Annotated in this window: 25 protein-coding genes; 16 read left to right on the top strand and 9 right to left on the bottom strand. The window is 72.7% G+C overall.

Annotated elements, in window-relative coordinates:
• The first annotated feature begins 116 nt into the window (after nucleotides 1–116).
• The 3 genes from SRB5_RS33415 to SRB5_RS33405 all read left to right on the top strand — a co-directional run bounded on the left by SRB5_RS33415 (nucleotide 117) and on the right by SRB5_RS33405 (nucleotide 2,538).
• A complete protein-coding gene (locus SRB5_RS33415) occupies nucleotides 117–1,379 on the top strand; it encodes a nucleotide sugar dehydrogenase (protein WP_153457247.1) in 1,263 nt (420 codons plus the stop codon).
• A gap of 54 nt (nucleotides 1,380–1,433) precedes the next feature.
• The gene (locus SRB5_RS33410; protein WP_228390647.1) at nucleotides 1,434–1,868 is read left to right on the top strand and encodes a hypothetical protein; all 435 of its coding nucleotides are present in this window, start codon (nucleotides 1,434–1,436) and stop codon (nucleotides 1,866–1,868) included.
• Nucleotides 1,869–2,046: 178 nt separating this feature from the next.
• The gene (locus SRB5_RS33405; protein WP_153457246.1) at nucleotides 2,047–2,538 is read left to right on the top strand and encodes a hypothetical protein; all 492 of its coding nucleotides are present in this window, start codon (nucleotides 2,047–2,049) and stop codon (nucleotides 2,536–2,538) included.
• 74 nt (nucleotides 2,539–2,612) lie between these two features.
• Here the strand turns inward: SRB5_RS33405 and SRB5_RS33400 are convergent, their stop codons facing one another.
• Complete coding sequence (locus tag SRB5_RS33400; RefSeq protein ID WP_323378915.1) at nucleotides 2,613–3,728, bottom strand: GuaB3 family IMP dehydrogenase-related protein; 1,116 nt, start codon at nucleotides 3,726–3,728, stop codon at nucleotides 2,613–2,615.
• 149 nt (nucleotides 3,729–3,877) lie between these two features.
• On the opposite strand from SRB5_RS33400, the gene SRB5_RS33395 reads away from it, so the two are divergent.
• A complete protein-coding gene (locus tag SRB5_RS33395) occupies nucleotides 3,878–4,393 on the top strand; it encodes a gluconokinase (RefSeq protein WP_153457244.1) in 516 nt (171 codons plus the stop codon).
• Nucleotides 4,394–4,397: 4 nt separating this feature from the next.
• Here SRB5_RS33395 and guaB read toward each other — a convergent pair whose 3' ends face one another.
• The 3 genes from guaB to SRB5_RS33380 form a co-directional block, all read right to left on the bottom strand.
• Nucleotides 4,398–5,903, bottom strand: a complete 1,506-nt coding sequence (guaB, locus tag SRB5_RS33390) for an IMP dehydrogenase (RefSeq protein ID WP_153457243.1) — start codon at nucleotides 5,901–5,903, stop codon at nucleotides 4,398–4,400.
• Nucleotides 5,904–6,078: 175 nt separating this feature from the next.
• Nucleotides 6,079–6,660 (bottom strand): RNA polymerase sigma factor ShbA, encoded by a 582-nt coding sequence (shbA, locus tag SRB5_RS33385; protein ID WP_323378914.1) that lies wholly within the window; start codon nucleotides 6,658–6,660, stop codon nucleotides 6,079–6,081.
• Nucleotides 6,661–6,957: 297 nt separating this feature from the next.
• Nucleotides 6,958–7,569: a response regulator transcription factor gene (locus tag SRB5_RS33380; RefSeq protein ID WP_003948568.1), complete on the bottom strand. Its 612-nt coding sequence runs from the start codon at nucleotides 7,567–7,569 to the stop codon at nucleotides 6,958–6,960.
• Between the two features lie 365 nt (nucleotides 7,570–7,934).
• Here SRB5_RS33380 and SRB5_RS33375 point away from each other — a divergent pair, with 365 nt between their 5' ends.
• Nucleotides 7,935–8,246: a WhiB family transcriptional regulator gene (locus SRB5_RS33375; RefSeq protein ID WP_153457241.1), complete on the top strand. Its 312-nt coding sequence runs from the start codon at nucleotides 7,935–7,937 to the stop codon at nucleotides 8,244–8,246.
• 25 nt (nucleotides 8,247–8,271) lie between these two features.
• Here the strand turns inward: SRB5_RS33375 and SRB5_RS33370 are convergent, their stop codons facing one another.
• The 4 genes from SRB5_RS33370 to SRB5_RS33355 form a co-directional block, all read right to left on the bottom strand.
• Entirely contained in the window at nucleotides 8,272–9,045 is a 774-nt protein-coding gene (locus SRB5_RS33370; RefSeq protein ID WP_153457240.1) for an SDR family NAD(P)-dependent oxidoreductase, read from the bottom strand.
• Between the two features lie 132 nt (nucleotides 9,046–9,177).
• The gene (gene groL, locus SRB5_RS33365) at nucleotides 9,178–10,803 is read right to left on the bottom strand and encodes a chaperonin GroEL (protein WP_153457239.1); all 1,626 of its coding nucleotides are present in this window, start codon (nucleotides 10,801–10,803) and stop codon (nucleotides 9,178–9,180) included.
• 118 nt (nucleotides 10,804–10,921) lie between these two features.
• Nucleotides 10,922–11,230, bottom strand: a complete 309-nt coding sequence (groES, locus tag SRB5_RS33360; RefSeq protein ID WP_323378912.1) for a co-chaperone GroES — start codon at nucleotides 11,228–11,230, stop codon at nucleotides 10,922–10,924.
• A 179-nt stretch (nucleotides 11,231–11,409) separates the two neighbouring features.
• Nucleotides 11,410–12,366, bottom strand: a complete 957-nt coding sequence (locus SRB5_RS33355) for a polysaccharide deacetylase family protein (protein ID WP_323378911.1) — start codon at nucleotides 12,364–12,366, stop codon at nucleotides 11,410–11,412.
• 34 nt (nucleotides 12,367–12,400) lie between these two features.
• Between SRB5_RS33355 and SRB5_RS33350 the strand changes: the two genes are divergently transcribed.
• The 5 genes from SRB5_RS33350 (at nucleotide 12,401) to SRB5_RS33330 (ending at nucleotide 16,734) form a co-directional block, all read left to right on the top strand.
• Complete coding sequence (locus SRB5_RS33350) at nucleotides 12,401–13,666, top strand: THUMP-like domain-containing protein (RefSeq protein ID WP_153457237.1); 1,266 nt, start codon at nucleotides 12,401–12,403, stop codon at nucleotides 13,664–13,666.
• Entirely contained in the window at nucleotides 13,659–14,804 is a 1,146-nt protein-coding gene (gene alr, locus SRB5_RS33345) for an alanine racemase (protein WP_153457236.1), read from the top strand. Before SRB5_RS33350 ends, alr begins: the two co-directional genes overlap by 8 nt.
• On the top strand, nucleotides 14,797–15,966 hold the full coding sequence (locus SRB5_RS33340) for an alpha/beta fold hydrolase (RefSeq protein WP_153457235.1): 1,170 nt from the start codon (nucleotides 14,797–14,799) through the stop codon (nucleotides 15,964–15,966). The genes alr and SRB5_RS33340 overlap by 8 nt, the downstream gene beginning before the upstream one ends.
• 16 nt (nucleotides 15,967–15,982) lie before the next feature.
• Nucleotides 15,983–16,474, top strand: a complete 492-nt coding sequence (gene tsaE / locus SRB5_RS33335) for a tRNA (adenosine(37)-N6)-threonylcarbamoyltransferase complex ATPase subunit type 1 TsaE (protein WP_153457234.1) — start codon at nucleotides 15,983–15,985, stop codon at nucleotides 16,472–16,474.
• Between the two features lie 98 nt (nucleotides 16,475–16,572).
• Nucleotides 16,573–16,734 (top strand): hypothetical protein, encoded by a 162-nt coding sequence (locus SRB5_RS33330; protein ID WP_153457233.1) that lies wholly within the window; start codon nucleotides 16,573–16,575, stop codon nucleotides 16,732–16,734.
• A 17-nt stretch (nucleotides 16,735–16,751) separates the two neighbouring features.
• Here SRB5_RS33330 and SRB5_RS33325 read toward each other — a convergent pair whose 3' ends face one another.
• A complete protein-coding gene (locus SRB5_RS33325) occupies nucleotides 16,752–17,309 on the bottom strand; it encodes a hypothetical protein (RefSeq protein ID WP_323378910.1) in 558 nt (185 codons plus the stop codon).
• A gap of 95 nt (nucleotides 17,310–17,404) precedes the next feature.
• Between SRB5_RS33325 and tsaB the strand changes: the two genes are divergently transcribed.
• From tsaB to SRB5_RS33295, 6 genes are read left to right on the top strand one after another with little or no spacing between them, the layout of a single operon-like run.
• Nucleotides 17,405–18,058, top strand: a complete 654-nt coding sequence (gene tsaB / locus SRB5_RS33320) for a tRNA (adenosine(37)-N6)-threonylcarbamoyltransferase complex dimerization subunit type 1 TsaB (RefSeq protein WP_323378909.1) — start codon at nucleotides 17,405–17,407, stop codon at nucleotides 18,056–18,058.
• The gene (rimI, locus tag SRB5_RS33315; RefSeq protein ID WP_153457231.1) at nucleotides 18,055–18,540 is read left to right on the top strand and encodes a ribosomal protein S18-alanine N-acetyltransferase; all 486 of its coding nucleotides are present in this window, start codon (nucleotides 18,055–18,057) and stop codon (nucleotides 18,538–18,540) included. Before tsaB ends, rimI begins: the two co-directional genes overlap by 4 nt.
• Nucleotides 18,533–19,633, top strand: a complete 1,101-nt coding sequence (gene tsaD, locus SRB5_RS33310) for a tRNA (adenosine(37)-N6)-threonylcarbamoyltransferase complex transferase subunit TsaD (RefSeq protein WP_153457230.1) — start codon at nucleotides 18,533–18,535, stop codon at nucleotides 19,631–19,633. The genes rimI and tsaD overlap by 8 nt, the downstream gene beginning before the upstream one ends.
• On the top strand, nucleotides 19,630–19,893 hold the full coding sequence (locus SRB5_RS33305) for a hypothetical protein (protein ID WP_153457229.1): 264 nt from the start codon (nucleotides 19,630–19,632) through the stop codon (nucleotides 19,891–19,893). The genes tsaD and SRB5_RS33305 overlap by 4 nt, the downstream gene beginning before the upstream one ends.
• 59 nt (nucleotides 19,894–19,952) lie before the next feature.
• The gene (locus SRB5_RS33300; protein ID WP_228390646.1) at nucleotides 19,953–21,152 is read left to right on the top strand and encodes a sensor histidine kinase; all 1,200 of its coding nucleotides are present in this window, start codon (nucleotides 19,953–19,955) and stop codon (nucleotides 21,150–21,152) included.
• Nucleotides 21,149–21,874 carry a response regulator gene (locus SRB5_RS33295; protein ID WP_153457228.1) on the top strand — a complete coding sequence of 242 codons (726 nt, stop codon included), beginning with the start codon at nucleotides 21,149–21,151 and terminating at the stop codon, nucleotides 21,872–21,874. Before SRB5_RS33300 ends, SRB5_RS33295 begins: the two co-directional genes overlap by 4 nt.
• Nucleotides 21,875–22,101 lie beyond the last annotated feature (227 nt).

Genomic DNA, 22,101 nt, shown 5'->3' with positions numbered 1-22,101 from the left:
ATTCTGTCCGCCCCGGGCGAATGCATCCACCGCGCCATTGCATCCACCGTGCGAACTTCCCGCCACCGAAGATGCAAATAGTGAATATCAGTCATATTCGCGTTTAGGCTGACAGCATGCCCGCCGACCTCGCAGTGATCGGTCTCCGTCACCACGGCCTCCCGCTCGCCCAGGCCGCCGCGCTGGCGGCCGTCGACACCCTCGGCTTCGACCCGGACCCGCGCACGGTGTCCGAGCTGGCGGCGGGCCGCCCGCCGGTGGAGGGGTCGCTGTCGGCGGCCGAGATCCGCCGGATGCTGGGCGCGGGCTTCCGCGCCACCGGCGACCCCGCCGAGCTGGGCCGGGTCCGTACGGCCGTCATCTGCACCCCCACCCCCCTCGGCGCCGACCACACGCTGGACCTCACCGCGCTGCACGAGGCGGCGCGCACGCTGGCCGCCCGGTTGCGTCCGCACACCACGGTCGTCCTCGAATCGACCGCCTACCCCGGCACGACCGAGGGACTCCTGAGATCCGTCCTGGAGGAGGGCTCGGGCCTGCGCGCCGGCCGCGACTTCCACCTCGCCTGCTCCCCCGGCCGCCACGACCCGGGCAGCCGCACCCACGACTACGCGCACATCCCGAAGGTCATCGGCGGCCTCACCCCGGCCTGCACGGAGGCCGCCGCCGCGTTCTACGGGCGGATCTGCGAGAAGGTCGTACGGGCCCGCGGGCCGCGCGAGGCGGAGGCCGTGAAGGTGCTGGAGACCAACTACCGGCACGTCAACATCGCCCTGGTCAACGAGATGTCCTGGTACTGCCACGACCTCGACATCGACCTGTGGGACGTCATCCGCTGCGCCGAGACCAAACCCTTCGGCTTCCAGGCCTTCCGCCCCGGCCCCGGCGTCGGCGGCCACGGCGTCGCCATCGACCCCAACTACCTCCCGTACTCCAGCCGCAGCCTCGGCTACCCGCTGCGGATGGTGGAGCTGGCGCAGGAGGTCAACGGCCGGATGCCGCGCTACGTGACCCAGCGCTGCGCGCAACTGCTCAACGAGCACGGCAAATCGGTGCGCGGCGCCCGCGTCCTGCTGCTGGGCGTCACGTACAAGCCGGACCTCGGCGATCTGGAGGGCGCTCCGGCGCACGAGATCGGCTCGCGGCTGATGGAGCTCGGCGCGCATCTGTCGTTCCACGACCCGTACGTCGCGCAGTGGCGGGTGCACGGCCATCCGGTGCCGCGGGCGGACGCCCTGTACGAGGCGGCGGCGGCCGCGGACCTGACGGTGCTGCTGCAGACGCACCGCACGTACGACCTCCAGGGTCTCGCCGTGAAGGCACAGCTGATGCTCGACTCCCGGGGGGCCTCGCCCACGGGAGCGGCGCAGCGCCTGTAGTACAAACCGGGACAACGGCGCGGCGGATCCAGTGAATACGTACGGTTCGGCTGTATGAGCAGAACAGCGGCGATGAGTGACGTGTCGGGCGGAAACGGGCGGTCGGGCCCGGTGCTGGGGCTGCTCGCGGGCGCCGCCGCGGCGGTGCTGGGCGCGCTGATCCTGGGCCCGCTGCAGGGGAGCACCGGTGAACGGGGCCTGGAACTCGGGTACTTCGCGCTCGCGGCCGGCGTGCTCGTCGGCGCCGCCCTCGGCAAGGCCGCCGGAACCTCCGCGCGGGCACGGAGAGTAGCGCTGCTCGCGGTGCCGCCGGCGCTGCTGGGCGTGATGCTCGGGCAGTGGGTGGCGTCCGCGGTGTACATCGGGTCGTGGGACGGGTCGCTGGAGTTCTGGCGGCATCACGTCTTCGGGCGCAACGATTGGACGTTTTACCTGGTCGCGGGGGCTGAGGGGTATCTGGTCGCGAAACGGGTCGCGGAGGGCTCGTAGGCCCCCCAGGTCTCCACCGGAGCTCACGTGTGTGACGTTCGTGTCACGGGTACGACTAAAAGGTTGTTGTCACGTACGGTGCAACTGCTAGCGTCTGGGCCCGTTGTTCACGGACCGCACACGCGTATCCCTGTCCCCGTGCGGGTCGTGTAGTACCTATCTCCCCGGGGGAAACCCAATGAGTTCAGAGCAGCCCCAGTCCGTCACGCCCACCACGGACGGCGTCTTCGGTACGCCGGAGTCCGAGGGCAAGTCCAACGTCGCCGTCGCGATCCTGGTGGCCGTCGTCGCCATGCTGGTCGGCGCGGCGATCTACGGCGGCATCATGCGCGCCACCGCCAAGGACAACGGCGAGTACACGCTCATCTCGTACGCCGCCATCGCCGTCGGTCTGCTGGTGGGCCTCGCGCTCGGCAAGCTGGGCGGCCGCAACCCCGCGCTGCCGATCGTGGCGGTGGTCCTGACCATCATCGGCGCCGTCCTCGGCCAGGCCTTCGGCTACGCGCTGATGCTCTCGAAGTGGGCCGACGTCTCCGTGATGGAGGCCATCACCGACCACAGCAGCCTCCTGAAGGACGCCTTCAAGGAGGACTTCGACGCCATGGTCGCCGTGATCTACGTGATCGGCGCCGCCGCGGGCTTCTCCGTCACCAAGAAGATGGTCGGCTGACCCGGCCCCCGTCCCCACGCCGGAGGGGCGGCACCCGATCCCGGGTGCCGCCCCTCCGCGTCGTGGACCCGGCGTCAGCGGCTCCGCGCCACCGTGACCTCCACCCGCTGGAACTCCTTGAGCTCCGAGTACCCGGTCGTGGCCATCGCCCGCCGCAGCGCGCCAAAGAAGTTCATGGAACCGTCGGGGGTGTGGGAGGGGCCCAGCAGGACCTCCTCCGTCGTGCCCACGGCGCCGAGGTTCATCACCTTCCCCCGCGGCACGTCCTCGTGCACCGCCTCCATGCCCCAGTGGTGCCCGCGCCCCGGCGCGTCCGTGGCCCGGGCCAGCGGCGAGCCCATCATCACCGCGTCCGCCCCGCACGCCACGGCCTTCGGCAGATCGCCGGAGTACCCCACGCCGCCGTCGGCGATGACGTGCACGTACCGCCCGCCGGACTCGTCCATGTAGTCCCGCCGCGCCGCCGCCACGTCCGCGACCGCGGTCGCCATCGGCACCTGGATGCCGAGCACGCCCCGCGTGGTGTGCGCCGCGCCGCCGCCGAAGCCGACGAGGACACCGGCCGCGCCCGTACGCATCAGATGCAGCGCCGCGGTGTACGTGGCGCAGCCGCCGACGATCACCGGGACGTCCAGCTCGTAGATGAACTGCTTGAGGTTCAGCGGCTCGGCCGCGCCCGACACGTGCTCGGCGGAGACCGTGGTGCCGCGGATGACGAAGATGTCGACGCCCGCGTCCACGACCGCCTTGGAGAACTGCGCGGTGCGCTGCGGCGACAGCGCGGCGGCGGTCGTCACGCCGGAGTCGCGGACCTCCTTGATGCGCCGGCCGATCAGCTCCTCCTTGATCGGCTCGGCGTAGATCTCCTGCATCCGCTTCGTCGCCGTGCTCTCGTCCAGCTCGGCGATCTCCGCCAGCAGCGGCTCCGGGTCCTCGTACCGGGTCCACAGGCCCTCGAGGTTCAGCACGCCGAGTCCGCCCAGCTCACCGATGCGGATCGCGGTCTGCGGCGAGACGACGGAGTCCATCGGGGCGGCCAGGAACGGCAGCTCGAACCGGTACGCGTCGATCTGCCAGGCGATCGAGACCTCCTTGGGGTCCCGGGTGCGCCGGCTCGGCACGATGGCGATGTCGTCGAAGGCGTACGCCCGCCGTCCGCGCTTGCCCCGTCCGATCTCGATCTCTGTCACGACCAACCCTTCCTGTGGTGTACGGACCCAGTATCCCCTGACCGGGGCGGGCCCGCGCCGGGCGCCCGGTCCGTGGGCACGGACTTGATCGGGCCGGGTCCATGGACTTGAGTGTGCTGGTGAGCGGGAACGGACGGCGAGGGGTTCAGATGCGCGACAAGCAGCCGGTAGTGGTGGTCATGGGCGTGTCCGGTACGGGCAAGACCACCGTCGGCGCCCTGCTGGCGGACCGGCTCGGCGTGCCGTACGGGGAGGCGGACTCGTTCCACCCGGCGGCGAACATCACCAAGATGAAGTCCTCGGAGCCCCTGGACGACACCGACCGCGAGCCGTGGCTGGACGCCATCGGCGCCTGGGCGCACGCGCACCGGGCCGGGGGCGGCGTGGTCAGCTGCTCGGCGCTCAAGCGCGCCTACCGGGACCGGCTGCGGGCGGCGGAGCCGGAGCTGTACTTCGTCCACCTCGCCGGCGACCGGTCCCTGATCGCCGGCCGCCTCACGGCCCGCGCCGGCCACTTCATGCCGCCCGCGCTGCTGGACTCGCAGCTGGCGGCCCTGGAGCCGCTGCAGGACGACGAGCACGGGATCAGCATCTCCGTCGACGACGGCCCGGAGGCTCTCGCGGACCGGGCCGCCGCCGCGGTCCGCGAGGAGACGGGCTACTGAGCGCTTACCGCCGCGGGCTGTAGTTCGGGGCCTCGGTCGTCATCTGGATGTCGTGGGGGTGGCTCTCCTTCAGCCCCGCCGCGGTGATCCGGACGAACCGGCCGTTCTCCTTGACCTCCGGGATCGTCCGGCCGCCGACGTAGAACATCGACTGCCGCAGCCCGCCGACCAGCTGGTGCACCACGGAGGAGAGCGGGCCGCGGTAGGGCACCTGGCCCTCGATGCCCTCGGCGATCAGCTGCTCGTCGGACTTGACCTCCTCCTGGAAGTACCGGTCCTTCGAGTACGACTTCGTCCCGCCGCGCGTCTGCATGGCGCCGATGGAGCCCATGCCGCGGTACGACTTGAACTGCTTGCCGTTGATGAACAGCAGCTCACCCGGCGACTCCTCGCACCCGGCGAGCAGCGACCCGAGCATCACGGTGTCCGCGCCGGCCACGATGGCCTTGGCGATGTCACCGGAGTACTGCAGACCGCCGTCGCCGATCACCGGCACCCCGGCGTCCCGGGCGGCCTGGGCGGCCTCGTAGATCGCCGTGACCTGCGGCACGCCCACACCGGCGACGACCCGCGTCGTGCAGATGGAGCCGGGGCCGACGCCCACCTTGATGCCGTCGACACCGGCGTCGACCAGCGCCTGGGCGCCGTCGCGGGTGGCGACGTTGCCGGCGACGACGTCGACCGAGGTGTTCGACTTGATCTTCGCCGCCATGTCGGCGACCAGTCGCGAGTGGCCGTGGGCGGTGTCCACGACGATGAAGTCGGCGCCCGCGGCGACCAGCGCCTGGGCCCGCTCGAAGGCGTCGCCCGCAACACCGACGGCGGCGCCGACGATCAGCCGGCCCTCGCCGTCCTTGGCGGCGTTCGGGTACTTCTCCGCCTTCACGAAGTCCTTGACCGTGATCAGACCTTTGAGGACACCGGCGTCGTCGACCAGCGGCAGCTTCTCGATCTTGTGCCGGCGCAGCAGCTCCATCGCGTCGTCGCGGGAGATGCCGACCTTGCCGGTGATCAGCGGCATCGGGGTCATGATGTCCCGGACCCGCTGGGAGCGGTCCGTCTCGAAGGCCATGTCACGGTTGGTGACGATGCCGAGCAGCTTGTTGTCGCCGTTGGTCACGGGCACGCCGCTGATCCGGAAGCGGGCGCACAGGGCGTCGGCCTCGGCGAGGGTGGCGTCCGGGTGGATCGTGATCGGGTCGGCGACCATGCCGGACTCGGAGCGCTTGACCTGGTCGACTTGGTATGCCTGGCCCTCGATCGACAGGTTGCGGTGCAGCACGCCGGCGCCGCCCTGGCGGGCCATGGCGATGGCCATCCGGGCCTCGGTGACCTTGTCCATCGCGGCGGAGAGCAGCGGGACGTTCACCTTGACGTTGCGGGAGACGTGGCTCGCGGTGTCGATCTCGTGGGGGGCCATGTCGGCGGCGCCTGGCAGCAGCAGCACGTCGTCGTAGGTCAGCCCGAGAGTGGCGAATTTGGCGGGGACTCCGTCGACGTGGCTGGTCATGACACCCTTCCGGTGGGTCTTGCCCTGATACGGAATGCCATGGTACTGGGCGGAACGAGCTAATCCGGAATCCACTCTTCTGGCGGCCTCCTTCGGGTGAGGAAGGCCGCACTGCGTTCCCCGGGGGACGACCCCCGGACCCCCGGCCGCACAACCGGGACCGGTCCGCCCGGTGTCAGGCCGAGCGCTCCGCCAGCGCCCGCAGCCGCGACAGGGCGCGATGCTGGGCGACGCGGACGGCGCCCGGGGACATCCCGAGGACCTGGCCCGTCTCCTCCGCGGAGAGGCCGACGGCGACCCGCAGCAGCACCAGCTCCCGCTGGTTCGCCGGGAGGCGGGCCAGCAGCCGGCGGGCCCATTCGGCGTCGCTGCGCAGCAGGGCGCGCTCCTCGGGGCCGAGGGAGTCGTCCGCCTGCTCGGGCATCTCGTCCGAGGGGACGGCCGTGGAGCCGGGCGAGCGCATGGCCGCGCGCTGCAGATCGGCGACCTTGTGCGCGGCGATGGCGAAGACGAACGCCTCGAAGGGGCGTCCGGTGTCCCGGTAGCGGGGCAGTGCGCAGAGCACCGCGAGACAGACCTCCTGGGCGAGGTCGTCGGTGAAATGCCGGGCGTCACCCGGCAGCCGCTGCAGCCGGGTGCGTACGAACCGCAAGGCCAGCGGGTGGACGAGGCCGAGGAGCTCGTCCGTGGCGTGCTCGTCCCCCTCGGTCGCGAGCTGGACCAGGGCGCCAATCGACTCGGTCTTGTCGCTGCGCATCCGTCCATGGTGCCTTGAGCCGGAGGCATCCGAGGCACCAGCCGGTGCACGATCTTCGTTGTAGACCGAAGCGTTATGAGCAGACGCGACCACCACGTGCGTACCCTCCCGGTCCGAACAGTCCCCTTGGACCCTCATACATCCAGCATGCGGCATCCGGCGGGAAACGTGCCCGAGGGGCCCTCCGCCGACCGCCAGCCGCCCCGCCCGTGGGGCGGGCGGGTACACGGCTGCGTCGGCGAATCGTACGGCGGTCGGCACCGCTTTCGTACGGGCGGGGCCCGTACCGCGCGCGGGTCAGCGCACCAGGCCCCAGCGGAATCCGAGGGCCACCGCGTGCGCCCGGTCGGAGGCGCCCAGCTTCTTGAACAGCCGGCGGGCGTGGGTCTTGACCGTGTCCTCGGAGAGGAAGAGCTCGCGGCCGATCTCGGCGTTGGAGCGGCCGTGACTCATGCCCTCCAGCACCTGGATCTCCCGCGCCGTCAGCGTGGGGGCCGCGCCCATCTCGGCGGAACGGAGCCGGCGGGGGGCGAGCCGCCAGGTCGGGTCGGCGAGGGCCTGGGTGACCGTGGCCCGCAGCTCGGCGCGCGAGGCGTCCTTGTGCAGGTACCCGCGGGCGCCGGCGGCGACCGCGAGGGCCACGCCGTCCAGGTCCTCGGCGACCGTGAGCATGATGATCCGGGCGCCCGGGTCGGCCGACAGCAGCCGGCGAACCGTTTCGACACCGCCCAGTCCGGGCATGCGCACGTCCATCAGAATCAGGTCCGACCGGTCGGCGCCCCAGCGGCGGAGGACTTCCTCGCCGTTCGCCGCCGTGGTCACACGCTCGACGCCGGGCACGGTCGCGACCGCGCGCCGGAGCGCCTCTCGGGCCAGTGGGGAGTCGTCGCAGACGAGGACGGATGTCATGGCCGCCCTCCGGAGCTGATGCGCGTCACCTTGAGCCTCCAGGGCTGATGCGATCTGTACAAAGCGTCAGTGTCGGGGAGTCGGGCCGCCGGAACGCATGGTCCGGTCGGCTCTTTTCCACCGCTTCCGCACTCTCAACGACGGTCACCCGAAAGAGTTACGGGGCCTCCTCATGACACATCCCCGGGCCGGGGGGGCGGGGAGCCGGGGATTTTGCGGGAAACCCTCACTCGATTAGCCCAATTTTCACCGTTTTACTCATCGTAGGGAGGATTTGAGCGAAGAGTAATATTTACATCTAGTTAGTCAGTAGACGTACGGTTTGCCTGGAACACGCACTGCTCGCACTGCTTAGGGGATTTGAGATGGCCGATTTCTCCCGACTCCCGGGTCCCAACGCCGACCTGTGGGACTGGCAGCTCCTGGCGGCATGCCGCGGCGTCGACAGCTCGCTGTTCTTCCACCCGGAGGGCGAGCGGGGCGCCGCCCGCAGCGCGCGTGAGGCATCGGCGAAAGAGGTGTGCATGCGCTGCCCGGTTCGCGCCGAGTGCGCGGCGCACGCGCTGGCCGTCCGTGAGCCGTACGGCGTCTGGGGCGGTCTGACCGAGGACGAGCGCGAGGAGCTGATGGGCCGGGCCCGCCACCGGATGGCGACGGCGCCCCTCGCGGCCGACTGACCGCCCGGGATCACCTCCGGCGCCGCTACTTGGGTCCGTACTTGCGCCCCGCCCCCGACGACACCCGGCCCAGCATTCCCCGGGGCACCAGCTTCGAGGCGCCGAGCAGCGCCTTGTAGCGGGCGTCGGGGACGGACAGCGTCTTGCCCTTCGCCAGGTCCCGCAGCCCCTCCGCGACCAGCTTGTCGGCGTCCAGCCACATCCAGCCGGGGATGTTGTCCGTCCCCATGCCGGCGCGGGAGTGGAACTCCGTACGCACGAACCCGGGGCACAGCACCATCAGCCGTACGCCCGAGCCCGCCAGGTCCTTCGCGGCGCCCTGCGTGAACTGCACGACCCACGCCTTGCTCGCCCCGTACGTCCCGCGCGGCACGAACGCGGCGACCGACGCGACGTTCACCACCGCGCCCCTCCCCCGCCCGCGCATGGCCTCCGCCGCGGCGGACGTCAGCCGCAGCACCGCCTCGCAGTGCACGGTGAGCATGCGCAGCTCGTCGGCCATGGAGACCTCGAGGTAGCGGCCCTTGAGCCCGAACCCGGCGTTGTTCACCAGCAGGTCCACCGGGCGGGCGGGGTCGCCGAGCCGGGCGGCGACGGACTCGATGCCCTTCTCCGTCGACAGGTCGGCGGACAGCACCTGGACCTCGACGCGGTGCCGGTCGTGCAGCTCGTCCGCCTGCTTGCGCAGCCGCTCGGTGTCCCGGGCGACGAGCACCAGGTCGTGGCCGTCGGCGGCCAGCCGGCGGGCGAAGGCGGCGCCGATTCCGGCGGTGGAACCTGTGATCAACGCGGTGGTCATGTCCACAGTATTTCGGCGCGGACCGCCCGGGGTCCACCTAGGGTTCCCCGGCGTACGAAGGGCCCGGAGGCTCCCGTTTCGGGTGCCGCCGGGCCCGTTGTCCGTAACGGACGGACCGTACGCGTCAGCGCGTCAGTGCGAGTGGCCGTGACCGTGGCCCGCGGCCTCCGGCTGCTCCTCCTCCGGCTTCTCGACGACGATGGACTCCGTCGTGAGCAGCAGGGAGGCGATGGAGGCGGCGTTCTCCAGCGCGGAACGGGTGACCTTCACCGGGTCGATGACGCCCTGCTTGACCAGGTCGCCGTACTCGCCGGTGGCGGCGTTGTAGCCCTGGCCGGTCTCGAGGTCGGCGACCTTGGAGGTGATGACGTAACCCTCCTGGCCGGCGTTCTCGGCGATCCAGCGCAGCGGCTCGACCGAACCGCGGGCGACGATCGCGGCGCCCGTGGCCTCGTCGCCAGTCAGACCCAGGTTGCCCTTGAGGATCTTCGCGGCGTGCACCAGCGCGGAGCCACCGCCGGAGACGATGCCCTCCTCGACCGCGGCGCGGGTCGCGGAGATGGCGTCCTCCAGCCGGTGCTTGCGCTCCTTCAGCTCGACCTCGGTGGCCGCGCCGACCTTGATGACGCAGACGCCGCCGGCCAGCTTGGCCAGGCGCTCCTGCAGCTTCTCGCGGTCCCAGTCGGAGTCCGTGCTCTCGATCTCGGCCTTGATCTGCGCGATCCGGCCGGCCACGGCGGCGGAGTCACCGGCGCCGTCGACGATCGTGGTGTCGTCCTTGGTGACGACCACGCGGCGGGCGGTGCCCAGCACGTCCAGGCCGACCTGGTCGAGCTTGAGGCCGACCTCCTCGGACACGACCTGGCCGCCGGTCAGGGTGGCCATGTCGCCCAGCATCGCCTTGCGGCGGTCGCCGAAGCCCGGGGCCTTGACGGCGACCGAGTTGAAGGTGCCGCGGATCTTGTTCACGACGAGCGTGGACAGCGCCTCGCCGTCGACGTCCTCGGCGATGATCAGCAGCGGACGCGAGGCGCCGGCCTGCATGACCTTCTCCAGCAGCGGCAGCAGCTCCTGGATGGAGGAGATCTTGCCCTGGTTGATCAGGATGTACGGGTCCTCCAGGACCGCTTCCATCCGGTCCTGGTCGGTGACCATGTAGTGCGACAGGTAGCCCTTGTCGAACGCCATGCCCTCGGTGAAGTCGAGCTCCACGCCGAAGGTGTTGGACTCCTCGACGGTGATGACGCCGTCCTTGCCGACCTTGTCCATCGCCTCGCCGATGAGGGCGCCGACCTGCTCGTCCTGGGCGGAGAGGGCGGCGACGGCGGCGATGTCCGACTTGTCGTCGATCGGCCGGGCGGTCTTCAGCAGCTCCTCGGAGACGGCCTTGACGGCGGCGTCGATGCCCTTCTTCAGGGAGGCCGGGGAGGCGCCGGCGGCGACGTTGCGCAGGCCCTCGCGGACGAAGGCCTGGGCCAGCACGGTCGCGGTCGTGGTGCCGTCACCCGCGACGTCGTTCGTCTTGGTGGCGACCTCCTTGACCAGCTGGGCGCCGAGGTTCTCGTACGGGTCGTCGACCTCGACCTCGCGGGCGATCGTGACACCGTCGTTGGTGATGGTGGGGGCGCCGAACTTCTTGTCGATGACGACGTTGCGGCCGCGGGGGCCGATCGTCACCTTCACCGTGTCGGCAAGCTTGTTGACGCCGCGCTCAAGGGCGCGACGGGCGTCCTCGTCGAACTTCAGGATCTTCGCCATGGGGCTTCAGTGTGTCCTCTCGAGTGCCTGAGCCCCGGGCCCCTGGCCGCCGGTGCTTTCGCTTCGGCGGGCTCTGGGATCCGGGGCTCGGACTGCAGCTGGCTGCTGTGCTTGGTGCTTACTTCTCGATGATCGCGAGCACGTCGCGAGCCGAGAGGACGAGGTACTCCTCGCCGTTGTACTTCACCTCGGTGCCGCCGTACTTGCTGTACAGCACGACGTCGCCGACGGCGACGTCGAGCGGCAGGCGCTGGCCGTCCTCGAACCGGCCCGGGCCCACGGCCAGGACGACGCCCTCCTGGGGCTTCTCCTTGGCGGTGTCCGGAATGACCAGGCCCGAGGCCGTGGTCTGCTCGGCGTCGAGCGGCTGGACCACAATGCGGTCCTCGAGCGGCTTGATGGCAACCTTGGTGCTGGCGGTCGTCACGATCCGACCTCCCCCTTCGGAGATCTCACGGGGTCATATGTCTGGGGTGGCGACCTGGTAGGCCCGTCGTCGCGGGTGCCGGACCTGCCTCGTCGCGGTTGGCACTCTCGGGTGGAGAGTGCCAGGGCCGAGATTATGCGCACGATTGGCACTCGGTCAAGCTGAGTGCTAATTCGCCGTCAGATGTAGTCCTCCAGGCGGGCCAGGGCGAAGCCCTCCTCGTTGGCCTTCTTCAGGACCAGGCGGACCACGTCCGGCATCTCGCCCGGCCATTCGTCGCGGCCCCTGAAGTGGATCAGGACGATGTCTCCCGGTTCGAAGTGCCGGGAGCCCCTGCGGTAGTCCCAGTGGTCGGCGAAGGCCTCCTCCTGCCAGAGGGGGACTACCTCGACGCCGCAGGACTTCGCCGCGCGGAGGGAGTCGCCGTTGTAGTTGCCGAACGGGGGGCGGAAGAGGCGGGGGGCGGTGCCGAACTCCTTCTCGAGGCGGGACTGCTGGCCGCAGATCTCCGCGCGCTGCGCCTCGTACGACATCAGGCGCAGGTTCGGGTGGTTGATCGTGTGGTTGTTCAGCGTGACGCCCGCGTCCCGCATGCGGTGGAAGTAGCCGTAGTCCTCGCGTGCCAGGAAGTCCGAGAGGAAGGCGCTGTACGGGATGTCCAGCTCCGACATCATCCGGATGAGCTCGGGATCCTTGCGGTTGCCGTCGTCGATCGTCAGGAAGATCACCCGGTCGGTCGTCGGGACCTTCGTGATCACCGGCGGCAGGTCCGGGGCGCCGTCGTTCGCCTCGAAGCCCGGCTCCGTGGTCAGCCGGGGCTTGACCGCCGGCGCGGGCGGGCGCATCAGCGGCGCGTCGGCCAGGCCCCAGCGGCGGGCGGTGGCCAGGCGCTTTCCGTACGCGCGGGACTCGCGCCACGCCGCGTAGGCGAGGGCCTGCGCCGGGGCGCCGCGGTACCTGGCGATCGCGGCGCGCGCCTCGGGGTTGCGGGCGTCGACCGGCGGGTCGTCCTCGGGGTGGCCGGCGGGGGCGCCGCAGGCGGTCGCGGCCAGGCCGGTCAGCAGGACGGCGGCGGCGGTGCGGAGACCGCGGACCAGGGTGCCGTACGGCCGTACCGGCTCTTCACTTCGTCCCACTTGTCTTACTTGTCGTACAAAATGCATGGAACGGATGGTGCCAGCTCCGGGCCACGACGCGCGGGTGACACCCCCGGGCGTCCACCGGGTGGCCGACAATGGGCCCGTGCACGCCGACGATCTCTCCGCCCTGCTCACCCCCGAGGGCCAGGCCCTGCTCGACGAGCTCCGCGCCCACGACCCCGCGCAGGAGCTGGCCCTGGCCACCCGCCTGCGCCGGGACCATCCCGCGCCCCTCGTCTCGGCCGCCCTCGGCCAGGCACGTCTGCGGCAGCGCGCGGCGGCGAAGTTCGGCCCGGACGCGGCGCGCATGTACTTCACCCCCGACGGCGTCGAGCAGGCCACCCGCACCACCGTCGCCGACCACCGCGCCCGCCGGTTCACCGGACTCGGCGTCACCGCGCTGGCCGACCTCTGCTGCGGCATCGGCGGCGACGCCGTCGCCCTGGCCCGCGCCGGGATCGCGGTGCTGGCCGTGGACCGGGACCCGCTGACGGCCGCCGTGGCCCGGGCCAACGCGAACGCCCTCGGGCTGACGGACCTGATCGACGTCCGGTGCGCGGACGTGACCGACGTCGACATCTCGGCGTACGACGCGGTGTTCACCGACCCCGCCCGGCGCGGCGGCCGGGGCCGGATCTTCGACCCGGAGGCGTACTCGCCGCCCCTGTCGTGGGCGCTGGAGGTCGCCGGCCGGGTGTCGCACGCGGCGCTGAAGATCGCCCCCGGGATCCCGCACGAGGTGATCCCGCCGGAGGCGGAGGCCGAGTGGATCTCCGACGGCGGCGACGTGAAGGAGGCGGTGCTCTGGTTCGGTACGGGGCACCCCGGGATGCGCGCCACGCTGCTGCCGGGCGGCGCGACGCTCACCGGGCGGGGGCTGCCGGATCCGCCGGTGCGGGCGGTGGGGCGGTTCCTGTACGAGCCGGACGGCGCCGTCATCCGGGCGCATCTGGTCGCGGAGGTGGCCCAGGACGTGGCGGGCGGGCTGCTGGACGAGACCATCGCGTACCTCACGTCCGACGTGCTCGTGCCGACGCCGTACGCCACCGCGTACGAGATCACCGACGTCCTGCCGTTCGGCGTCAAGAAGCTGAAGGCGCTGCTGCGCGAGCGCGAGGTGGGCACCCTCACGGTGAAGAAGCGGGGCTCCGCCGTCGAGCCGGAGGAGCTGCGCCGCAAGGTGAAGCCGTCCGGCCCGAACGCCGCCACGGTGTTCCTCACCCGGGTCGCGGGGGCCCCGTCGATGCTGATCGGCCGGCCCACCGAGGCGGGGTGGGAGACTGGCGGCAATGAATAGCTCCCGCGTCACCGCCGAGATCGACCTCGCCGCCGTCCGGTCCAACGTGCGTGCCCTGCGGGCCCTCGCGCCCGGCGCCGCGCTGATGGCCGTCGTCAAGGCCGACGCGTACGGGCACGGCATGCTCCCCTGCGCCCGTACCGCCCGCGCGGCCGGCGCCGCGTGGCTGGGCACCGCCACCCCGCAGGAGGCCCTCGCGCTGCGCGCCGCCGGGGACACCGGGCGGCTGCTGTGCTGGCTGTGGACCCCCGGCGGGCCCTGGCGGGAGGCGGTCGAGGCGGACGTCGACGTGTCCGTCAGCGGCATGTGGGCGCTGCGCGAGGTGGTCGCCGCCGCCCGGCAGGCCGGCCGGCCGGCCAGGGTGCACCTCAAGGCGGACACCGGCCTCGGCCGCTCCGGCTGCCAGCCCGCCGACTGGCCGGAGCTCACCGCCGCCGCCCGCGAGGCCGAGGCGGCGGGCGTGATCCGGGTCGCCGGCGTCTGGTCGCACCTGGCGTGCGCCGACGAGCCGGGCCACCCGTCGGTCCCCCGCCAGCTCGCCGCGTTCGACCACGCCCTCGCCGCCGCGTCGGCCGCCGGACTCGAGCCCGAGGTACGCCACATCGCCAACTCGGCGGCCGTCCTCACCCTCCCCGAGAGCCACTACGACCTCGTCCGCCCCGGCATCGCCCTCTACGGCATCTCCCCCAGCCCCGAGCTGGGCACCCCCGACCGCTACGGCCTGCGCCCCGCGATGACCCTGCGCGCCATGCTGGCCTCCGTCAAGAAGGTGCCGGGCGGCCACGGCGTCTCGTACGGGCTGCACTACACCACCCCCGGCGACACCACCCTCGCCCTCGTCCCGGCCGGCTACGCCGACGGCATCCCCCGGCACGCCTCCGGCGGCGGGCCGGTGCTCGTCGCGGGGAAGTGGCGGCAGGTCGCGGGGCGGGTGGCGATGGACCAGTTCGTCGTGGACCTCGGCGGGGACGAGGCCGCCGCCGGCGACGAGGCCGTCCTCTTCGGCCCCGGCGACGCGGGCGAGCCCACCGCCGAGGACTGGGCGCGGGCGGCGGGGACCATCGCGTACGAGATCGTCACCCGCATCGGCGCGCGCGTCCCCCGCGTCCACCTCGCGGAGGGGCACGCCGATGACTGACCGCACCTGGTCCACCGCCGGCCGCCGGGCCGGTATAGCCGGCGCCGCGATCGGCGTCATCGCGGCGGGGGCGGCGGCCGGGATCGCGGTGGAGCGGCTGACCGTCGGGCGGGGGATGCGCCGCAAGGCCCGGCTCGCCCTGGACGCCGCCAGCCCGTTCGGCACCCTGCGCGGCCGGCCGGGGACGGCGGTGGCGGAGGACGGGACGGAGCTGTACTACGAGGTCGAGGAGGTCGCCGACCACGCCCCCGACACCCCCGCCCCCAAGCGCCGCTTCGGGCGCAGGCAGCCCGAGCCGCTGACGGTGGTCTTCAGCCACGGCTACGCCCTCAGCCAGGACTCCTGGCACTTCCAGCGTCTCGCGCTGCGCGGCGTGGTCCGTACCGTCTCCTGGGACCAGCGCAGCCACGGCCGCTCCGCCCGCGCCGTGTCGAAGGACGTCACCATCGACCGGCTCGGCCGGGACCTGAAGGCCGTACTGGACGCCGCCGTGCCGACCGGGCCGGTGGTGCTGGCCGGGCACTCCATGGGCGGCATGACGGTCATGGCGCTGGCGGCCCAGTACCCGGAGTACGTCGCCGAGCGGGTCGCCGGGGTGGCGTTCGTCGGTACGTCCGTCGGCGGGCTCGGGCAGGTGAACTACGGGCTGCCGGTCGCCGGCGTACGGGCGGTGCGGCGGATCGTGCCCGGGGTGCTGAAGGCGCTGGGCAGCCAGGCGGACCTCGTGGAACGGGGGCGGCGGGCGACGGCGGACCTGTTCGCGGGGATCGTCAAGCGGTACTCGTTCGGGGCGCGCGACGTCGATCCGGCGGTGGCGCGGTTCGCCGAGCGGCTCATCGAGTCGACGCCCATCGACGTGGTCGCGGACTTCTATCCGGCGTTCGGAGAGCACGACAAGGCGGACGCCCTCGCCGCCTTCACCGCGATCCCGGCGCTGGTGCTCGTCGGCGACCGGGACCTCGTCACCCCGCCGTCGCACTCCGAGACGATCGCCGCCCTGCTGCCGGACGCCACGCACGTCGTGGTGCCGGACGCCGGGCATCTGGTGATGCTGGAGCACCCGGAGACCGTCGACGAGGCCCTGGCCCTGCTGCTCGTACGGGCCGGCGCGTACGCCACACCCCCGCAGGGGCGCAAGGCCGGACGTCAGCGGCCCCGGTAAGCCCTACGCTGGCCGTATGCAGGATGTGCAGACCCGCCTCACCGTCACCTCCCCCGAGCAGATGCGCGAGCTCGGCCGGCGGCTCGCCGAGCTGCTGCGCGCCGGGGACCTCGTCCTCCTCACCGGGGAGCTCGGCGCCGGGAAGACCACGCTGACCCGGGGCCTGGGCGAGGGTCTGGGGGTACGGGGGGCCGTGACCTCCCCGACGTTCGTCATCGCCCGCGTCCACCCGTCCGTCTCCGGCGGTCCGCCGCTGGTGCACGTGGACGCGTACCGGCTGCCCGGCGGGCTGGACGAGATGGAGGACCTGGACCTCGACGTGTCGCTGCCGGAGTCGGTCGTGGTCGTCGAATGGGGCGAGGGCAAGGTCGAAGAGCTGTCCGAGGACCGGCTGCATGTTCTGATCGCCCGTACGACGGGGGACGACGACTCCGACACCCGCGAGGTCACGCTGGTCGGCGTGGGTGCGCGGTGGGCGAACGGGGCCCTGGCAGGGGTCATCGCCTGACGGCGACAAAGCAGAAGATTCGTACGTTCCGACGAAGATACCGACAGGCCGTCGGCAAGACGTTGCCCCGTGCCGTGCCCCCGTGGTCCGATGGCGGTATGCCGCAGCACGGGAACACACCGGAGAAGCGGCCGTCGATGCAGGAGCTCCTCGACGCGGGAGCGGCGGCACGGGCGGTCTGCACACCGCCGCACGACGCCGCGCCGCAGACCGGCGCGAAGAAGCCGCCGGTCGTCGTCGCCCAGCGCGAGGCCGCGTAACTCTTACGGGCGCATCTTCAGGCCACGACCACGACCGGAACGCCGACCGTCGCGAACGTCCACAGCGCCGCGCCGTCCTTGCGCGACGAGCGGATGCCGCCGGTCCTCGCCTTCTTGGCGGGCGGCGCCGTCGACCCGTTCACCGCCGCGCTGAAGCCGATCACGATCTCGTCCACGGACGTGAAGCGGACGACGTGCTCGACGAGCACCCCGTCCGACCCCGGAATGCTCTTCGACCGCGTGCTCACCCGGTACTCGCCCGGCCGCGGGCTGACCGTGGAGGGCGTCACCGGGTACGTCCGCACCACCGCGCCGTCCGCCGCCACCAGCCACACCCGCTTCTGCCCCAGCGAGTACACGACCCGCTCCCCCGTCCCCGAGGGCACCGGGAGCTCGGCCACGGCCGGCTTCTTGGGCCCGCCCGCCGCCTTCGAGGGGCCGGTGGAGGGAGCCGCCTTCGGCGGGGCGGCCACGGGCGTACCGGCGTTCGCCTGGTAGGCCAGGAACCCGACGACCGCAAGCGCGGCCGCCGTCAGGACGGCCACGAATGATCCCGGGCTGCTTGCGCGTGCCACGTCCAACCTCCGGTCACCAACCGATCGCTACCCCCGGACCGTACTCCAGTCCGGACGGGGACGGGGTCGCGGGTGGAACCGGTTAGGCTCATCGTGTGCTGCTGCTCGCCCTGGACACCGCCACCCCCGCCGTCACCACCGCCCTCCACGACGGCACGTCCGTCGTCGCCGAGAGCCACCAGGTGGACGCCCGCCGCCACGGGGAGCTGCTGCTGCCCGCCGTCGACCGGGTGCTCGCCGAGGCCGGGCGCAAGCTGGCGGAGGTCACGGACATCGTGGTGGGCGTCGGCCCCGGCCCGTACACCGGCCTGCGCGTCGGACTGGTCACCGCCGACACCTTCGGCACCGCGATCGGCGCCCGCGTCCACGGACTGTGCACGCTGGACGGCATCGCGTACGCCTCCGGTCTGACGGAGCCGTTCGTCGTCGCGACGGACGCGCGCCGCAAGGAGGTGTACTGGGCCCGCTACGCGGACGCCCGCACCCGGGTCACCGAGCCCTCCGTCGACCGCCCCGCGGACATCGCCGCCGAGGTCGCGGGCCTGCCCGCCGCGGGCGCCGGCGCCGAGCTCTACCCCGGCGTCTTCCCGGACGCCCGCCCCCCGGCCCACCAGAGCGCCGCCGCCCTGGCCTCCCTCGCCGTGGCACGCCTGGCGGCCGGCGAGGAGCTCCTGGCGCCGCGCCCGATGTACCTGCGCCGCCCGGACGCCCAGGTGCCCGCCGGGTACAAGGCGGTCACCCCGCGATGACGGACGTACGTCTGCGGGAGATGCGGTGGTGGGACATCCCCGCCGTGCTGGAGCTGGAGCGGGATCTGTTCCCGGAGGACTCCTGGTCGCGGGGGATGTTCTGGTCGGAGCTGGCCCACGCGGGCGGGCCGGAGGGCACGCGGCACTACACGGTGGCGGAGGACGGGGGCCGGCTCGTGGGGTACGCGGGCCTCGGCGCCCCCACCGAGCAGGCGGACGTGCTGACGATCGCCGCCGACCGCGCGTACTGGGGCACGGGCCTGGGCCCCCGGCTGCTGCACGACCTGCTGGACGCCGCCGCCGACCGCGGCTGCGCCGAGGTCCTGCTGGACGTACGCGCCGACAACCCGCGCGCGCAGCGGATGTACGAGCGTTTCGGCTTCAGGGCGATCGGTGTACGGCGCGGCTACTACCAGCCGGCGAACGTGGACGCGGTCGTGATGCGCCGGGAGATGAACGGCAAGGAAGAGACGTATGCCTGAGTCACGCGACCAGCCCCTGGTCCTCGGAATCGAGACCTCCTGCGACGAGACGGGCGTCGGCATCGTGCGCGGCCACACGCTGCTGGCCGACGCGGTCGCCTCGTCCGTCGACGAACACGCCCGCTTCGGCGGCGTGGTGCCGGAGGTGGCGAGCCGGGCGCATCTGGAGGCCATGGTCCCCACCATCGAGCGGGCGCTGGCGGACGCGGGCGTCAAGGCGTCCGACCTGGACGGCGTCGCCGTCACCGCGGGCCCCGGTCTGGCGGGTGCGCTGCTGGTCGGCGTCTCGGCGGCGAAGGCGTACGCGTACGCCCTGGGCAAGCCGCTGTACGGCGTCAACCATCTGGCCTCGCACATCTGCGTCGACCAGCTGGAGCACGGCCCGCTGCCGGAGCCGACGATGGCGCTGCTGGTGTCGGGCGGCCACTCCTCGCTGCTGCTGGCGCCGGACATCACCGCGGACGTACGGCCGCTGGGCGCGACGATCGACGACGCGGCGGGCGAGGCGTTCGACAAGATCGCCCGGGTGCTGGGGCTGGGCTTCCCCGGCGGCCCGTTCATCGACAAGGCGGCGCGCGAGGGTGACCCGGCGGCGATCCGCTTCCCGCGCGGGCTGACGGGCCCGCGGGACGCGGCGTACGACTTCTCCTTCTCCGGCCTGAAGACGGCCGTGGCCCGCTGGGTGGAGGCCCGCCGCGCGGCCGGCGAGCCGGTGCCGGTGGCGGACGTGGCGGCGTCGTTCCAGGAGGCCGTCGCGGACGTGCTGACGAAGAAGGCCGTACGGGCCTGCAAGGACAACGGCGTCGGCCACCTCATGATCGGCGGCGGGGTGGCGGCGAACTCCCGGCTGCGCGCGATGGCGCAGCGCCGCTGCGAGGACGCGGGCGTGGTGCTGCGCGTCCCGCGCCCGGGCCTGTGCACGGACAACGGGGCGATGGTCGCGGCGCTGGGCGCGGAGATGGTGGCGCGGGGCCGCGGGCCGTCGGCGTGGGACCTGTCGGCGGACTCGTCGCTGCCGGTGGAGGAGACCCACGTACCGGCGCACGACCATGTGCACGAGGAAGAGCTCCGGAAGGACAACCTCTACTCATGACCATCGCGCTGATGTGGGAGGCGAAGGCGGCCCCGGACCGCGCGGCGGACCTGCTGACCTGGGCCCGGGCACAGAGGCTGGAGCCCGCGCCGGTCCGCCGGGAGACCTTCACGGCGCCCGGCGAACGCGTCCTGCTGATCACCTGGTGGGAGGGCGGCTACGACGCCGCCGTCCCGGAGCTGCCCGATCCCCCGGCGTCGCTGATCGCCCGGCCGGTGCACCGGTGGCGGTTCGAGTCGGTCGGTCATACCCAGGTCTGACCCGTAATCCAGCCGCAGGTCCGACGCGGTGACGGCGCCCGGACGGCGAAGGTGGGGCCATGCTCAAGGACCACGACCGCTACGCCCGCCTCATGAAGCGGATACGCCGTGCCCTGCTCTACGCCCTGGACGCCGGGGCGGCCGTCGTGCTGACCCTGATGTACATCGGCTTCGCCGCGATGCGCTTCCCCGACGGCCATCACGGCGCCGACCTCTACGGGACGCTGATCGCCCTGTGCGTCGGCCTGCCGCTCGCGTTCCGACGCCGCCGCCCGCTGCTCGTGTACGGGATCGTGCTGGCGGCGATGGTCACGGCGACGCTGATGGACATCACCCGGGAGCCGTTCCTGGCGGTGGGGCTGGCGGCGTATCTGGTCGGGCTCACGCGGCCGGTGCGGCTCGCGGCGCCGGTGCTGGGCACGGGGGTGGCGGCGGCCTCCGTGAGCGTGGTGCTGGGCGTGGGGGTACTCACGCCGACGGAGGGCTTCTGGTCGGCCGCCGGGCTGGCGGTGTGGGCGGGGCTGGTGGTCGGCGTCTCGGGCGGGGCGGGCTGCCTGCTGCGGTGGCGCCGGGCGGAGACGGTACGGCGGGAGGGGCTGCGGGCGCGGCGGGCGCTGGCGGACGAACGGCTGCGGATCGCGCGGGAGCTGCACGACATCGTGTCGCACAACCTGAGCCTGATCGCCGTCAAGGCCGGGGTGGCGGCCCATGTGGCGGAGGACGACCCGCGGGAGGCCCGGGCGGCGCTGCGGGTAATCGAGGAGACAAGCCGCTCGGCGCTGGCGGAAATGCGGCGCACGCTGGGAGTCCTGCGCTCGGAGGACGCCCCCCTGGCCCCCGCCCCCGGCTCGGGCGACCTCGCGGGCCTGGCGGCGGAGGCCAGACGGGCGGGCGTCCGGGTGGAGTTCACGTCGTCGGGCCTCGCGGGCCTGCCGGAGGGCCTGCAGCTGGCGGTGTACCGGATCGTCCAGGAGGCGCTGACGAACGTGGTCCGCCACGCGGCGCCCACCCGCTGCCGGGTAGCGGTCCTGGGCTCCGCGAAGTCGGTCACCGTCGAGGTCACCGACGACGGCCCGCCGCCCGACGCAGACCCCCCGATGCGCCGCCTGCCGGGCGCTGGCCACGGCCTGGTCGGGATGCGGGAGCGGACGATGATGTACGACGGCACCTTCGCGGCGGGCCCCCGCCCGGAGGGTGGCTTCCGGGTGTCGGTGAGCCTGCCGCGCGCGCTCGAGTTCGGGGAAGGGGCCGGGGCATGACGGACGAAGTACGGGTGCTGATCGCGGACGACCAGGCGATGGTGCGGGGGAGCTTCCGCGTCCTGGTGGACCACACGCCGGGCCTGCGGGCGGTCGGTGAGGCGGCCACGGGAGCGGAGGCCGTGGAGCTGGCCCGGGCGTCGGTGCCGGACGTCGTGCTGATGGACATCCGCATGCCGGGCGTGGACGGCATCGAGGCCACGCGCCGGATCGGGGCGGATCCGGCGACATCGGACGTCAAGGTGCTGATGCTGACGACGTTCGACCTGGACGAGTACGTCTTCGCCGCCCTGCGCGCGGGGGCGGCGGGGTTTCTGCTGAAGGACACACCGCCGGCGGAGGTGCTGTCCGCGATCCGCGTGGTGGCGGCGGGGGATTCGCTGCTGGCGCCGTCGATTACGCGGCGGCTGATCGCGGAGTTCGCACGGCTGCCGGAGCCTGGGCGTCAGCATTCGCCCGGGCTGGAGGGGGTTACGGAGCGGGAGGTGGAGGTTCTCGGGCTGGTCGCCCGGGGGCTGTCCAACGCGGAGATCGCGGCGCATCTGCATCTGAGTCAGGCGACGGTGAAGACGCATATCGGGCGCCTCCTGGCGAAGCTTCAGGCCCGGGATCGGGCGCAGTTGGTGATCGTGGCGTATGAGACGGGGGTGGCTCCGTCGCCTCCGTCGCCTCCGTCGCGCGGCGGTGTGCGGCGGTCTTCGGCTGGCGGTTGCGTCGGCTGACTCCGTCGCGCGGCGGTGTGCTTCGGTCTTTGGCTGGCGGTTGCGTCGGCTGTCGCGCATCCGGCCTTCGGCCGGAGGCCTCAAACGCCGGCCGGGCTGGGGGTGGGTGTCTTGGCCTCCGGGGTTGGTGTCTGGTCTGCCGGGGTGCGCGTGGGCGTGAAGTGGGTCGGGGCCGCCCGACACACCTACGCGCGTACTGCCGCGTCGTGGTCCATCCAGGCGCGTTT

Origin of the sequence: Streptomyces smaragdinus (assembly GCF_009604385.1) — a bacterium.
In the GTDB taxonomy this organism is placed as follows: Bacteria; Actinomycetota; Actinomycetes; order Streptomycetales; family Streptomycetaceae; genus Streptomyces; species Streptomyces smaragdinus.
The sequence above is the reverse complement of the archived record's forward strand: the minus strand, read 5'-3'. Positions and strand labels throughout refer to the sequence as shown.

What these genes read in the sequence shown, in the direction of transcription:
- SRB5_RS33305 (WP_153457229.1), top strand. Translation starts at nt 19,630, where the DNA reads ATGACCATCGCGCTGATGTGGGAGGCGAAGGCGGCCCCGGACCGCGCG.
- alr (WP_153457236.1), top strand. Translation starts at nt 13,659, where the DNA reads ATGAATAGCTCCCGCGTCACCGCCGAGATCGACCTCGCCGCCGTCCGG.
- SRB5_RS33405 (WP_153457246.1), top strand. Translation starts at nt 2,047, where the DNA reads ATGAGTTCAGAGCAGCCCCAGTCCGTCACGCCCACCACGGACGGCGTC.
- SRB5_RS33295 (WP_153457228.1), top strand. Translation starts at nt 21,149, where the DNA reads ATGACGGACGAAGTACGGGTGCTGATCGCGGACGACCAGGCGATGGTG.
- SRB5_RS33370 (WP_153457240.1), bottom strand. Translation starts at nt 9,045, where the DNA reads ATGACCACCGCGTTGATCACAGGTTCCACCGCCGGAATCGGCGCCGCC.
- SRB5_RS33350 (WP_153457237.1), top strand. Translation starts at nt 12,401, where the DNA reads ATGGTGCCAGCTCCGGGCCACGACGCGCGGGTGACACCCCCGGGCGTC.
- SRB5_RS33410 (WP_228390647.1), top strand. Translation starts at nt 1,434, where the DNA reads ATGAGCAGAACAGCGGCGATGAGTGACGTGTCGGGCGGAAACGGGCGG.
- SRB5_RS33395 (WP_153457244.1), top strand. Translation starts at nt 3,878, where the DNA reads ATGCGCGACAAGCAGCCGGTAGTGGTGGTCATGGGCGTGTCCGGTACG.
- groL (WP_153457239.1), bottom strand. Translation starts at nt 10,803, where the DNA reads ATGGCGAAGATCCTGAAGTTCGACGAGGACGCCCGTCGCGCCCTTGAG.
- guaB (WP_153457243.1), bottom strand. Translation starts at nt 5,903, where the DNA reads ATGACCAGCCACGTCGACGGAGTCCCCGCCAAATTCGCCACTCTCGGG.
- tsaD (WP_153457230.1), top strand. Translation starts at nt 18,533, where the DNA reads ATGCCTGAGTCACGCGACCAGCCCCTGGTCCTCGGAATCGAGACCTCC.
- SRB5_RS33330 (WP_153457233.1), top strand. Translation starts at nt 16,573, where the DNA reads ATGCCGCAGCACGGGAACACACCGGAGAAGCGGCCGTCGATGCAGGAG.
- shbA (WP_323378914.1), bottom strand. Translation starts at nt 6,660, where the DNA reads ATGCGCAGCGACAAGACCGAGTCGATTGGCGCCCTGGTCCAGCTCGCG.
- tsaE (WP_153457234.1), top strand. Translation starts at nt 15,983, where the DNA reads ATGCAGGATGTGCAGACCCGCCTCACCGTCACCTCCCCCGAGCAGATG.
- SRB5_RS33340 (WP_153457235.1), top strand. Translation starts at nt 14,797, where the DNA reads ATGACTGACCGCACCTGGTCCACCGCCGGCCGCCGGGCCGGTATAGCC.
- SRB5_RS33300 (WP_228390646.1), top strand. Translation starts at nt 19,953, where the DNA reads ATGCTCAAGGACCACGACCGCTACGCCCGCCTCATGAAGCGGATACGC.
- SRB5_RS33375 (WP_153457241.1), top strand. Translation starts at nt 7,935, where the DNA reads ATGGCCGATTTCTCCCGACTCCCGGGTCCCAACGCCGACCTGTGGGAC.
- rimI (WP_153457231.1), top strand. Translation starts at nt 18,055, where the DNA reads ATGACGGACGTACGTCTGCGGGAGATGCGGTGGTGGGACATCCCCGCC.
- SRB5_RS33380 (WP_003948568.1), bottom strand. Translation starts at nt 7,569, where the DNA reads ATGACATCCGTCCTCGTCTGCGACGACTCCCCACTGGCCCGAGAGGCG.
- SRB5_RS33415 (WP_153457247.1), top strand. Translation starts at nt 117, where the DNA reads ATGCCCGCCGACCTCGCAGTGATCGGTCTCCGTCACCACGGCCTCCCG.